8 protein-coding genes are annotated in these 13,489 nt (G+C 70.5%); 4 read left to right on the top strand and 4 right to left on the bottom strand.

The window, feature by feature from the left end:
* Window positions 1–162 precede the first annotated feature (162 nt).
* Window positions 163–1,014: a hypothetical protein gene (locus tag D3218_RS19855; RefSeq protein WP_168990571.1), complete on the bottom strand. Its 852-nt coding sequence runs from the start codon at window positions 1,012–1,014 to the stop codon at window positions 163–165.
* A 478-nt stretch (window positions 1,015–1,492) separates the two neighbouring features.
* On the opposite strand from D3218_RS19855, the gene D3218_RS16970 reads away from it, so the two are divergent.
* Together D3218_RS16970 and D3218_RS16975 are read left to right on the top strand one after the other, a co-directional pair.
* The gene (locus tag D3218_RS16970) at window positions 1,493–2,866 is read left to right on the top strand and encodes an O-antigen ligase family protein (protein ID WP_168990572.1); all 1,374 of its coding nucleotides are present in this window, start codon (window positions 1,493–1,495) and stop codon (window positions 2,864–2,866) included.
* A 154-nt stretch (window positions 2,867–3,020) separates the two neighbouring features.
* On the top strand, window positions 3,021–4,217 hold the full coding sequence (locus D3218_RS16975) for a glycosyltransferase family 4 protein (protein ID WP_245415092.1): 1,197 nt from the start codon (window positions 3,021–3,023) through the stop codon (window positions 4,215–4,217).
* A gap of 40 nt (window positions 4,218–4,257) precedes the next feature.
* Here D3218_RS16975 and D3218_RS16980 read toward each other — a convergent pair whose 3' ends face one another.
* Genes D3218_RS16980 through D3218_RS16990 form a run of 3 tightly spaced genes read right to left on the bottom strand, consistent with a single transcriptional unit; the run spans window position 4,258 to window position 8,214 of the window.
* A complete protein-coding gene (locus tag D3218_RS16980; protein ID WP_119541269.1) occupies window positions 4,258–5,487 on the bottom strand; it encodes a glycosyltransferase in 1,230 nt (409 codons plus the stop codon).
* Entirely contained in the window at window positions 5,484–6,776 is a 1,293-nt protein-coding gene (locus tag D3218_RS16985) for a polysaccharide pyruvyl transferase family protein (RefSeq protein ID WP_119541270.1), read from the bottom strand. Before D3218_RS16985 ends, D3218_RS16980 begins: the two co-directional genes overlap by 4 nt.
* A gap of 13 nt (window positions 6,777–6,789) precedes the next feature.
* Window positions 6,790–8,214, bottom strand: a complete 1,425-nt coding sequence (locus D3218_RS16990) for an oligosaccharide flippase family protein (protein ID WP_168990573.1) — start codon at window positions 8,212–8,214, stop codon at window positions 6,790–6,792.
* Between the two features lie 420 nt (window positions 8,215–8,634).
* On the opposite strand from D3218_RS16990, the gene D3218_RS16995 reads away from it, so the two are divergent.
* Both D3218_RS16995 and D3218_RS17000 read left to right on the top strand, forming a co-directional pair.
* Window positions 8,635–9,801: an alginate lyase family protein gene (locus D3218_RS16995; RefSeq protein ID WP_168990574.1), complete on the top strand. Its 1,167-nt coding sequence runs from the start codon at window positions 8,635–8,637 to the stop codon at window positions 9,799–9,801.
* A 409-nt stretch (window positions 9,802–10,210) separates the two neighbouring features.
* Entirely contained in the window at window positions 10,211–13,444 is a 3,234-nt protein-coding gene (locus D3218_RS17000; protein WP_119541273.1) for an Ig-like domain-containing protein, read from the top strand.
* The last annotated feature ends 45 nt before the right edge of the window (window positions 13,445–13,489 follow it).

Here is a 13,489-nt window from a genome sequence, read left to right on the forward strand (position 1 = left end):
GCGGCGCGCCGCGGGCTCTGGCCGACGGCGATGATCGGGCCCCGCCCGCCGCCGCGTGTCGCACGGCCCGAGCGTGGCCGGCCCTCCCGGCTTCCGGTCCCCGATGTCTGCCAATCCGGGACCAAATTATGGCGTGGACGCCGCCTCGCGACGTCCCGCCCTTCAGTTGACGACCTGGCAACCCGTCGCGCTCGCGTCCTGCGTGCAGAGGACCACGATGCGGCCGGACGCGCCGTCCAGCAGGCTGTCGCCCTCGCTGTAGGCCACGCTGCCTGTGCTCCCGCGCGAACCCGAACCGTATCCCGACTGGGCGACGGTCGAACTCCCGCCGACCGGACCGGAGGGCCCGGGCGCGCCGCCGCCGGACAGCGATCCGCTGCCGCCCGCGCCACCTCCCGCGCCGCCACCGCCGCCGCCGCCCGCGCCGATCGCCGCCGTGCGGTCCTCCTCGGCGCCCGAGGCGCGCTCGAACGCCTCGATCAGCTCGCGCGAACCGGACTGGGCGACCGCCCACTGGATATAGGCGGCGTATCCCGGGGCCCCGACCTCCGCGTCGCGCATGGCGCTCGCCAGGCCTTCGGCCGTCGCGCCGACCTGCGCGTCGCGCACGTCGGGCTGGAGGGCGAGGCCGACCAGCGTCGCCACCGTGCGGTTGTCGGTTCCGGCCAGCGAGCGAACGAACTGGGACATGGCGCGCCCGCCGGCGGGATTGTCGTCCAGAAGCGCGTGGGGCTGTGCCATCCAGGCGTCCACCGCGCTGGCGGTCAGGCGGTTGCGGCCGCCGGCCGGGGCTTCGGGAATGGGGCCTTCCCAGCCCGCCACCGTCGCCTCGCCGGTCGCCGTCGCGGTTTCGCCCGAGGCTTGTGTGTCCTCGGCGGGCGGCGCGGCCGGCGTCACGCCGGTCTGCACGGCCGCCGGCGGCTGGGCCGGAGCTGCCCCGGCGTCCTGCGCCAAGGCGCCGCCCGCCGGCGCCACCAGCGCCAGTCCCATCACCCCAGCCCAGAATCCCCTCATCGCCAACCTCGACGTCAACACAGGACAAGTCATTCAATACTCCTTATCCAACTATCATAGAACAGTGAACACAAGAAAGCTCGGATCCCGGCGGCGACGATGAGATTTCGTTAACGTTGACGACTGCTTGGTGAAGCGCGTGCGGAACCGCCTGCGCCGCCGCTCCGTCGCTGCGGAAACTGTGGCGCGGACGCGCCGGGCCCGGTGGCGGGCGACCTCACCTTGCGCTAAGCAACGGTCGGCCGGCGGCCGGGTGTCGGTCCGCCGACCGACCCCCACGGCACCCCGCCGCGCCGAGGACCGCCCTCCGGGTCGGCCGAGAACAGGGCACGACACGTCGATCCAAGCCATGACCGGATCCCTTTCCCCACACGCGGAGCGCGAGGCTCCAGTCCGGCGTTCGGCCGGTCGGCTCCCCAGGCGGCTCCCCGGTCGCGGCGGTGCCTCGGCGCTCGCCGAAAGCGGGACGTCCCGCCGGATGCTCGCGGGCCGCGCGCTGCTTCTCGTCGCGCTGGTCGTCTGCGTGGCGCTGCGCGGGGCGGTGTCGCCCGTGGCGCTTCTGGGAGCGCTGCTGCTCGCGGGCACGGCGCTGCTGCTCGGATCGCTGTCGCCGCCGGCGGAGGCGCGGACGTTTCGCTCCTTCCGCCTCGCGCTCGTGATGGCGGGCGGCCTCGCGGCCTTCCTGCTTCTCCAGTCCTGGAGCTTCGTCGGCAATCCGCTGGCCAACCCGCTGTGGAGCTTCGTGTCGCGCCTTGCGGGGATCCCGGGCGGTGCCGTCTCGGTGGATCCCGCCGCGACGCTCGACGCCGCCTTCCTCCTGGTCTCGCCGTTCGTCTTCTACGCGGCCGCCCTGGCGCTGTTTCCGCGCGACGAGGGGGCCTTGCGCCTCCTCTTCTGGCTGGGGGCGTTCGGCGTCGCGTTCGCCCTCTTCGGCATCGCGCAGGTCGCCTTCTTCCCTCGAAGGCTGCTGCTGGTCGAGAAGACCGACTACCTGGACAGCCTCACCAGCGTCTTCGTCAACCGCAACACCGCCGGCACGTTTCTCGGCGTGGCGAGCCTGATCGTGGCGACGCTGGCGGTCCGCGCGCTGCCGCGCCGGGGCGGCGAGAGGCACATGCCGACGCCGCGCGCGGGCGAGCGGCGGCCGGCCGCCTGGCCGCTGGTCCTGGCGGCGTTCGTGGTGCTGATCGCCCTGTTCCTGACGCGCTCGCGCGGGGCCCTCCTGTCCACGATGGTCGCCGTCATCGCGGTCGCGCCGTTCCTGATCCTGGACCGGAACGGCCGGTCCCGGACCGCCCACCCGGCGTCGTGGCGGCGCGCGCTTCTCGCCTTCGGGACGGTGGCGCTCGCGGTCCTGCTGGTCGCCGGACTCTTCGGCGGGCTGACGATCTACCGGATGGAGGTGCATGGCGTCGACGGCGTGCGCCTGTGCCTCTACTGGTCGGCGCTGGACGCCTTCGGTCAGAACTGGCGGTTCGGCGCCGGGTTCGGCACCTTCGCCTCGGTGTTTCCGATGCATCGCACGGCAGGCTGCGTGTCGCCGACGGACGTCATCCTGCGCGCCCACAATGTCTATATCGAGGGCCTCGTGGGGCTCGGCGTCGGCTTCGTGCCGGTGCTTCTCCTCGGCTACGCCCATGTCCTCGCCAATCTCGTCCGCGGCCTGCGCCAGCGGCGGCGCCTGCGTGCCGTCCCGCTGCTGGCGCTGGGCGCGGTGATCCTCGTCTCCCTGCACGGCCTGGTCGACTTCTCCGTCCAGATCCCCGGCATGGCGGCCTACCTGGCGACCTACCTGGCCGCCGCCACGACGATCAGCCTCGGTCGGGGGCGCGAGCGCCGGTCTTCACCATAGCCCGCGGTCGCCCGGCGGCGCGGCCGCCGAACCTTGATTGCTGCGCCGCAGCAAGTTAGACCTCCATCCTCTATAGGCTGGATGTCGGTGCCGGCGCCGCGCTGCGCACGACCGATCGTCCCCGAGGAATTGAGGGCCCGCGATGCCGTCTTGCGTGATCATCGTCGAGAATCTTCCCGTGCCGCTCGACCGGCGCGTCTGGCAGGAGGCCTGCGCGCTGCGCGACGCGGGCTGGACGGTTTCGGTGATCTGCCCCAAGAGCAAGCAGTTCTCGGCCGCCTTCGAGACGATCGACGACATCGAGATCTTCCGGCACGATCTGCCGCTCGAGGCGTCCGGCCGCACGGCCTTCCTGTTCGAATACGCGGCGGCGCTCTTCCACGAGATGCGCCTCCTGTTCAAGGTCGGCCGCCGGCGCGGCTTCGACGTCATCCAGGCCTGCAACCCGCCGGACCTGATCTTCCTGGTCGCCGCGCCCTTCAAGCTCTTCGGCAAGCGGTTCGTGTTCGACCACCACGACGTCTGCCCGGAGCTCTTCGTCGCGAAGTTCGAGCGCAAGGGCTTCTTCCACAAGCTGCTGCTGCTCGCCGAGAAGGCGACCTTCCGCACCGCCGACCTCGTGATCTCGGCGAACGAGACCTATCGCAGCCTCGCCATCTCGCGCGGCGGCAAGAAGCCGGAGGACGTGGTCACGGTCTACAGCGTGCCGGACAAGGCCCGCATCCGTCGCGTCGCGCCCGACGAGAGGTTGCGGGCCGGGGCGCAGACGGTGCTCGGCTATGTCGGCATCATCGCCGATCAGGACGGCGTCGACCATCTGGTGCGCTGCGTGCATCACCTCGCGACGGACCACGGCCTCCGGTCGATCCGGGCGGTGGTGGTGGGCGACGGTCCGGCGCTGGAATCGGTGAAGCGGCTGGCGGGCGAGCTCGGCGTCGGTGAGCACATCACCTTCACCGGCTATCTGCGCGGCGAAGACCTCCTGGCGGCGCTGTCGACCTTCGACATCGGCATCATCCCCGACCCGGTGAACGAGTACAACGACAAGATCAGCATGAACAAGGTGTTCGAGTATTCCGCGCTCGGCATCCCGTCCGTGTCCTACGACCTCACGGAGACCCGCCGCCTGTTGGGCGAGGCCGGCCGCTACGCCGCGGACGCCACGCCGGCGGGCCTTGCCACCGCCGCCCGCCCGCTGATCGAGGATCTCGAGCTGCGCCGCGCCGCCGGCGAGCGGGCCAAGGCGCTGGCGGACGCGCAGTTCGACTGGGACCGCGAGGCCGCGCGATACGTGGCGGCCTATGCGCGCCTCGCGCCCCAGGCCGACGGCAGGGCCGTGCGGGGCGTCTGAGCGCGCCGACCGGGCCGACGCGCGTCCGGGCGCGCCGGCCTCAGCCCTCCAGGAGCCCCGCGATCCGCTCGGCGGCGACGGCGTCCGAGAACAGGGCGAGATAGGCCGGGATGCGCCCGGCAAGCGCGGTCCTCCGGTCGGTGTCGAGGAGCTGCTCCACCACGGCTTGCGCGAACTCCGCCTCGCTCGCCACCTCGAACGGCGGCGCCGGATCCTCGGGAAAGCCTTCCGCGGCCTTGGGCGTCGCGACGCAGGTGAGGCCGAGGCCGAAATAGTCGACCATCTTGATCTTGATGCCGCTGCCCATGCGCACGGGGTTGATCGCCGTCGCGCAGCCGCCGGCGAGAGCGGCGAGATCGCCCACCCGTCCGTGGAACGTCACCCCCTCGACCGGGGCCGGAAAGCGTTCGGCGATCGCACCGGCGACCTCCAGCCTCGCGTCGGGAAGGCGGGCGCGGACCGCCGGCCACACGGCATCGAGGAACCAGGCGAGCCCGTCGACATTGTGGGCGCCGACGCTGCCAAGATAGAACAGGCGATGCTCGGCGGCGGGTCGTCCGTCCGCCGCGAGCGGCGAGTCGCCGACGCCGGCGCTGGGCAGGACCGTGGCGAGCCGCACCTGCGGCGCCATTTCGCGGGCGGCGCGCTCGTCCGCCGCGTTGATGGCGACGATCGCCGAGAACTGCCGGTAGAGCCGCGCCTCGGCGTCGCGGTCCACCGCGGGAACGGCCTCGAAGCCGTTGGCGCGCAGCGAGGCGACGCGGTGGTGGAAGACGTCGTGGCCGATCAGCACGCGGTGGCGCGTCTCGGCCGGCGCGGCGTCCAGCACGCCCGCGCGGAAGATCGTGTCGACGAAGATCGCGTCCGGCGGCGAGGCGGCCAGGCGGCGGCCGACGGCCCGGACCTCCGTCTCGCCCAGGAAACGGCCGATCGCGATGCGGCCCGCCGCCCGCACGTCGGCGGCGCGTCGGCGCTTCGCAAGCCGGTAGGCCGAGCGCGCCAGGGCGCCGGGCGAGGTCGGCACCAGGAAGCGCCCGACGGGGCGCGCATGCAGGAAGTCGACGTGCCCGCCCCAGTCCGCCTGCGGCATCGTCGCGGGCACGCGTCGTCCGGTCACCAGGAGGTCGACCCGCCATCCCAGCAGGCGCAGGGCGCGCAGGATGGTGAGGTTGTAGCTTCCCGCGCCGTTGGTGCCGGCGACCGGCACCTCCTCGCAGACCAGCACGGCCCTCGGTGCGGCCTTCGGCGACCCGTCGACGGAACCGCTCATCCGTGCAACGTGCCGGTGAGCGCGTCGAAGGTCGAGCGCGACAGCGCCTTCACGGCCCCGACGCGCGCTTCCACCGCCGCGCGCAGATCGGCACGAGCGACGAAGGCCTCGTCGAAGACGCGCGTCATGAGCGCGGCGTCGCCGGCGCGCGTGCGGTCGATCAGGAAGGCCTTGGGCAGACCGAACTGTTCGAACAGGCCTTCGAACTTGTCCTGATAGTTGATGCCGACGACCGGAACGCTGGACCCGAGCGTTCCGATCGCAAGATGCATGCGCGCCGAGAACACCAGATCCAACTGGCTGGCGAGGCCCTTGATGTCGGACGCCGACAACTCCTTGGACTGCACGCGCACGCGATCGGGGCGATCGATCTGGCGCGCCACCCGATCGAGCATGGCGACGTCGCCGATGTTGCTGGCCCGAAAATCGTGCGGCAGGAGAAGGACGGACACGTCGCGCTTGTCGATCAGGGTGCGGACGGCTTCGGCCGTCGCCCGGACGATGCTCTCGATCGTCTCCGCGTCGCGTTCGGGCGACAGCATCGGGTGGACGTTCAGTCCGACCACCGTCGTCGTCTCGCGCCGGTCCTCGATCCATCCTCGCGCTGCGGCATTCGCCTCGCCGGTCGTGGGCCGAAGCAGGAAGGCGCAATCGGCGACGAGCCGGCCGACGCCGGGCGCCGCCTTCTCGAACCGCTTGAAGGAGACCGGATCGCGAAGGTTGACGACCATCGGCGAGTTCCCCCGCAGCTTCAGGAACGCCCGCACGGGCCAGCGGGGCGACGCGTTGAAGGAGAAGCCCGTGGTGATGCCGGCGGTCCGAACGCGACTGAAGAGATCGGCCACCATCCAAAGGCGCAGCGAGGAGATGCTGGAGTAGTAGCCGTCCATCACGTCGGCGCCGATCACGACGACCGCGTCATAGTCCTTGATCCGGTCGAAGACCGTCGCGAGCCGCCATGGTGTGGTCCAGCACGGCTCGGCCACCACGCCCTGGGCGGCGATCTGGGGCGGCAGGGAGGCTTTTTCCGTGACCATTCCGATGGGGCCCGTGATGCCGATCTGGCGCAGCGAGTCGATCACTGCCTGGGCCATCGCCTCGTCGCCGCGCGACCCGAACGGATCCCTCGGCATGCTGGGGACGATGGCGACCTTCATGGCGGCGCCCGGAGCCACGCGACGCACGGGCGTGCGGAGCAATCCCTTCCATTCGCGGAACATGCGCGGTCCCACGATCGCCTCGCGGGCAAGCTCCCGGAACGTCTTCTTGTTGCCGTCTACGATGGTCATGGGAACTCCGTATCTATCGAGACACGATGCTGGAGACGATCCGCATCAGGGCATGCCGATTGAAGAGGAAGGCGGCGGCGAGATAGGTGACGCCGCCGAGCACGCCGAGCGATAGGCCGCGCAGGAGTGCGCTGTCGATGTGCGGCCCCCATTCCCTCGCAAGAAGGATGGCGGCGCAGGCGACCGCCTCGGCCAGGAGGAAGGGCGCGATCAGTCGAAGGAGGTGCGAGATCGAATAGTTCACCGCCCGGCTCGCGATCGCGAAGCTCAGCGGGGTGACCAGGACCTGCGCCACCGTGAAGCCCAGCGCCACGTTCCAGAGGCTTTGCCCGAACGTGACGAAGAGAGCGACGCTGATCGCGGCGGCTTTGACGAGCGAGATCCGGAACGACTTGTGCGATAGCCCCAGCGCGTTCAGCAGAGTTCCGTTGTAGTACTGGAGGAGCTGCATCGCGCCCAGCAGCGACAGAAGCGTCAGCACGAAGCCGCCGTCGCGGCCGTTGTCGCCGAACAGCACGGCCATCACCTCGGGCGCGACCATGGCCAGGAGCACGAAGACCGGGGTGCCGATCGCGACCGTGGTCTGGATCGAGACGTAGTAGGCGCGCAGCAGCGCGTCGCGTTCGGAGGCGAGCCGCGCGAAGCTCGGCAGCGCGACGTCCATCGTCACCGCCGAGATGAGCTGCATCAGCACCGCCCAGGGACGGGACGCCATGACCCAGAGCGCCAGCGCCGCCGGACCCGCGCCGGCCGCGATGGCGAGCTCGATGCCTCGGTTGGCGACGAAGTCGACCAGCTTGGAGCCGAAGATGTGGCCGCTGACCTTGAACAGGGGCGCGGCGGCGGTCGGGGCGACCAGGCGCGGACGCCAGGGCTTGGCGCGCCAGATCAGGACGAGGTTCAGAAGCGCGGCCAGCAGCGCCTGCGCGACCAGGCTCCAGACGCCGAAGCCCGACAGCGCCATCGCGATGCCGACGGCCCCCGAGACGCCCGTGGCCACCAGCGCCCGGAAGGCCAGCCAACGAAACTCGAACCGCCGCCGCAGATAGGCTTGCGGGACGTAGCTGAACGCGTTGAGCAGGATCACCAGCACGACGACGCTGAGGATCGCGCCGAGGCCCGAGGCGTCCAGCGCGGCTTCGAGCCAGGGGCCCGCCAGGAGCAGCACGCCGGCGACCGCCGCGCCGAGAAGGACGTTGACGATCAGTGCTGCCGACAGCATGCGCTCGTCGAGTTCGGGCGCCTGCACCACCGCCTCGCCGAGACCGTTCTCGGCCACCAGTTCGGCCACCGCGATCACCGTCGCGGCGGTGGCGAACAGTCCGAGCTGGCTCGGGGGCAGCACCCGCGCGACGACGATGAAGACAACGACCGATCCAAGTCGCGTGCCCCAGTTGCGCGCGGCGGACCAGATCAGGCTCGTTCTGACTGAGGTCACATGTCCCCGCGAAATCCTGCCGGAGCCATCCGGCGGCACCGGCTACGACCGGACGGAAAGGGCCGGTCTTCCAAGCGCGATGCGCGATGGCTCACCGCGTTGCTTCTTGCTGCGTCGCACAATTCCAGGATATCGCTTGATTCCGATACGGTGGTCAAGCAGTCGGAGGCCGAGGCGACTTCCCGTCAGCTTGGATCCGGTCGAGGCGGGGTTAGACAGAACTCGCCCTGACGAGTCAACTGCACGCAAAGGTTGTGTTTTTGCTTGGCCGCTGTGGTGAAGAACTTGGTCGTCGAGGGCACGAGGGGCGTGCGGCCGTTGCGGCGGGTCGCCCGGGGCGCCGTCGTGCCTTCGCCACGAATGGGTCCGAAACCGGTCGCCCGAGCGGGTCGCCCGGCCGATGCGCAGAAGGATGTGCCGATGAAACCGATACGCGAGGCGCGGTCGCGCCCGGCCGGAGCGATCCCGGTCCTTGCCGCGCTGGCTGCGGTTCTCGGCGTGGCGCCCGCCCTCTCGGCGCCGTGCTATCCGTTCGACCTGCCGCAGGCCGTTGGCTCGCCCTCCGAACCGCAGGAGGCGGTGCGGTGCGGGCACGTCGTGAAGCCGACGGTCGACATGTCGGGCCTGTTCTCGTTCTACGGACCGGGCGCCAGCCAGTCGGTCGTGGACCGGGAGAAGATGGGCGCCTATGTGCGCCGCATCAACGGCATGGAGCGCTTCAAGGGCGCGATCTTCTTGTGGCTCACGCGCTACGAGCGCGAGCCTGCGCGCCGCGCGGGTGCGGCCCGGTGCCTCCAGGAGATGCTGGTCGCCTGGGCGCGGGCCGGTGCGATGCTGGAAGGGCACGACCGGAACGACGCGAACGGACGGCGCCAGGCCGCGCTCCTGGCGAGCTGGACGGCGATCGGGGCGGTGAACGGCTTTCAGGCGGCGGACCGGGGCGAATGGCCGGCCGGCGAGCGCGCGCAGGTGCTCGCCTGGTTCGGCCGGCTGTCCGAGGCGATCGGCGGCGGCTTCCCCGAACTGCCGCCGTCGCCGCGGGCGTCCGGCTGGAGCAAGCCCACCACCAACCATGCCCATTGGGGCGCCACCGCGCTCGCCATGCTGGCCATCGCGCGCGGCGACGAGGGCGGCGTCGATCTGGCCGCCTTCCAGCTCGGGCGGGCGCTCGGCACGGCGACCGCCGAAGGCGCCATGCCGCAGGAGCTGCGGCGGGGCGGCAAGGCGCTGCACTACCAGATCTTCGCATTGGACGCGATCGCGCTCCTGGTGCGCGTGGTCGAGGCGAACGGCCGTGAGCTGACGGGCGCGCAGGCGAGCCAGCTTGCGGCCGTCACGCGCTTCACCCTCGACGCCTGGGACGACCCGTCCTTGCTGCGCGCCTATTCCCCAAAACCCCAGGAGATGCCGAAGGCCCTGCCGTCGTTCGTGGAATTGCTGCGCGACCATTTCCGGCATGCCGACCCGGCCATCTCGCATCGCCTCGAATGCGCGGCCGCCAAGCTGGGGCCCTTGTCCTCGCCCTTCATCGCCATGAACATCAGCGATCGCGTGTCGCCTCCGCAGCCCGGCGCCTGCGCGCACTAAGGGCGCCGCGCCGCCTGTCGCGGTAGGTCGCGACGGCGGCTAGCCCCGGCCCGCGCCGGTTCCTCGCCCGGCGGTTCCGGGCGCCGAACCCTTCCAGCGACCGGGCGGCGCTTCGGCTTTGCGCGCGCCGCGCGCGATGCCACCGTCGCGCCCGTCCCCGATCTCTATCCTCCTATCGCTCGAACCGCCCGACCCGGGGTGTGTCGGCGCGCGGGTCCGCACGCTGTGGATCGAGGCGGCGTGCGAGCCGCGCCGATATCGGGGAACCCGGAGCCGACAAGCAACATCAAATATAGGTTTTGATTTAAAATTGCTCGGATCGATGAGCAGTCTGAAAAAGTTTGTTCTGTAGGGTGGGTTTACTGAACTTCGCGCTGTCGATCGCGTGCCCAGCGTTTCGGGGATTTTCATGGCCCAGACCATTCAGCTTGGAACATCTGCAACGCAGGCCGATATCGAGACGGGGCTGAACGCGCTGAAGGCGACGGGCGGCACCCTCATCCTGCCCAAGGACGCGACCATCGCGATCACCAAGCAGATCGTCCTGTTCCTGAGCGAGCACAACGTCACGCTCGATCTGAACGGCAGCACCCTGGTCGGCAGTGGCGCCAACAGCATCCTCTACGTCGACGCGAAGCCGTCGGGCCTGTCGTCCGTGGTGCTCGGAAGCCAGGACGGCAACGCGACGATCACCTACGGCGAGCTTCCCTCGGACCTGAAGGTCGGAAGCTGGGTCAAGGTCGTGTCCGACGACGCGCTGCCGGGCGACCACATCGATTCCACCGACAACGGTCAGCCGACGCGGCTCGGCCAGGCGGCGGAGGTGGTCGCGATCCACGGCAACACGGTGGTCCTCAAGGGCGCCCTGGTAGATCAGACCCTGTACCAGACCAACGTGCGCGCCGCGACCTTCTCGACCGCCGAGTTCGCAATCAAGAACGGCACGATCGACGGCGGGCGCGGCGACTTCCAGACCGCGAGCACGGCCGCCGACCTCATCCAGCTGCGCAACGTCGTCAACGCCGAAGTGTCCGATCTGAACCTTCTCAACGGCAGCATCGGGGTGAAGATCGTCAACGGGGTGAACGCCGAGGTCACCGACGTGTCGGCCCACAACGTCTATGCCGGCGTGCAGTCCTCGGCCTCCTACTCGACGGACATCAACGGCCTGTTCGTGGAGCATTCCAACCACGCGGTCATCGTCCACGGCGTCGGCAACGCGGCCAATTCGACCAGCGCCACCAGCTACGGCGCCGACATCGAGTTCCACGCCCAGAACGCGGTCGCCTACGACGCGAACCGCGCCGCCTTCGACTTCCATTCGGAATCGCGCGACGGTCTCTACGAGAACGTGCTCGCCTTCGATTCCCGCATGATCGCGGACTTCCGCGGCATCGGCAACGGCCTGAAGGACAGCGGCGGCGTCAACAACGACTACGCGCTGCAGTTCTTCGAATACGGCGACGGCGATGGCCGCGACGCGGCGATCTCGAACGTCGTGGCGCGCGAGACGCAGAAATACAGCTTCATGATCTCCGGCGACACGCGGAACAACACGGTCACCGACAGCGTGTTCGAGAGCGTCGGCAAGGGCTACAACTTCAAGTCCAGCGTCGTGTCGATGGTGAACTCGACGATCAAGGACTCCGTCACCCAGTTGGACGACGTCCTGACCGGTTCGTCCTCGGCCGACATGCTCCTGGGCGGCAAGGGGTCCGACGTCCTCGACGGCGCAGGCGGCAGCGACTACCTCTGGGGCGGCGCGGAGGCCGACCGCCTCACCGGCGGCGAGGGCCGCGACCGCTTCGCCTATCACGCGCTCGCCGAGGGCGGGGACACGATCACCGACTTCCAGGCCGGGGCGAACGGCGACATCATCGACGTGTCCGTGCTCGCGGCTCGGCTCGGCTGGGGCACGGGCGATCCGCTCGCGGCCGGCGAGCTGCGCGCGACGGCCGCGGGCGCCGACACGCTGATCGAGGCCGCCGACGGCAATGGCGGCTGGACCGCGTTGGCGACGCTGGAGGGCGTGGACGCCGGCGCCTTCACGGCGGCCAACGTCCAGTGGCGCCTGTCCGACACGACCGCCTCGCTCGGCGCGGCGGTCTCGGCCGGTTCGGGATCCTCCGGCGCCGCGGACGGCGGCGCGACGCAGCCGGTGGCGCCGGCCTCCGTCGCGCTCGGCTTCAGCTTCTTGAACTCCGACGGGTCCGCCAGGGCCGGCGAGACGGTCCTGCTCGCCGTGCACTTCGACGAGGTGGTGAACGTCAAGGGCAGCGGCCTCGGCGTCGCCCTCAGCAACGGGGCGGTCGCGAACTATGCCTACGGCAACGGGCGGGACACCCTGGTCTTCACCTACAAGGTGGCCGCGGGAGAGGACGCGGCCGACCTCTCGGCGGTCGGGCTGAAGCTCGGCGACGCGGCCGTGCGCTCGTCCGTGACCGGGCTGGCGGTGGACGCCGGCACGCTCGGCGGCAATCTCGGCGACAAGCTGCTGGTGGATACCAAGACGCCGGAGGCCGACCGGCCGACCCTCGCCTTCGTCGACAGCGGCGTCCAGGGCGACGGCATCACAAACGCCCGGACGGCGACGCTGTCGGGCCTGGCGGAGGCCGGCTCCAGCATCAAGGTCCTCGACGGGGCGAGAGTGATCGGCTCCGCCGTCGCCGACGCCGACGGTGCTTGGACCTTCGACACCTGGACGCTGAACGACGGGGAGCACGTCTTCTCGGTGATCGAGACCGACGTCGCCGGCAACAGGAGCGAGGCCTCCGCGAGCGTTTCCATGGTGGTGGACGGTACGGGCCCCGCAAGGCCCGTGATGGAGGGCGCCTACGGCAAGCTCTACAGCAACGACGGCGCGGCGGTGATGACCGGCACGGCCGAGGCGCTGTCCCGGGTGGACCTCTACGACGGCGGCGTCGCGATCGGCAGCACCACCGCTGCCGCGGACGGCACGTGGTCCTTCGCCGTGAGCGATCTCGCGGCCGGAAGCCACCGCCTGACCGCCACCGCGACCGACATCGCCGGCAACACGGGAAGCGTCTCGCGCTGGCGGGACGTGGTGGTCGACCACGACGCACCCGAGATGACCGTGTCCCGGCTGACCGCCACGGCCTCGGGCGACGTGCAGCTTCGCGGCACGATCAGCGAGACGCCGGTGCAGGTCACCGTGTTCCAGGACGGCGTCGCCACGGCCACGGTGAATTCGGCCACGACGACCTGGTTCAAGAAGCTCGTGGCCGATCCGAACCAGATGCACGTCTTCACCTTCCAGGCCGAGGATGCGGCCGGAAACGTCACGACGCCGGACGAGCGCCACGTGCTCGGCACCGTCGGCAACGACAGGTTCGTGAGCACGGCGTCGGACGACTTCTTCACCGGCAACGGCGGCTCGGACACGTTCGTGTTCCGCACGGACGGCGGCAACGACGTGGTCCGGGACTTCCGGGGCGGCGCGGCCTCGGCCGGTGGCGACATCCTCAGCTTCGAAGGGACGGGCTTCCACAGTCTCGCCGATGTGATGGCCGGCGCGCATCAGATCGGCACGGACGTGACGATCCAGATCGCCGACCATTCCAGCGTCACGCTGCTCAACACCAAGCTCGCGGCGCTGACGGCGGCGAACGTCCTCTTCGCCTGAGCCGCGGGGCGACCGCGTCCACGCGCGGCGCGCCGGGCCCGATCT

The sequence above is a fragment of the Aureimonas flava genome (genome assembly GCF_003583935.1).
GTDB lineage: Bacteria > Pseudomonadota > Alphaproteobacteria > Rhizobiales > Rhizobiaceae > Aureimonas > Aureimonas flava.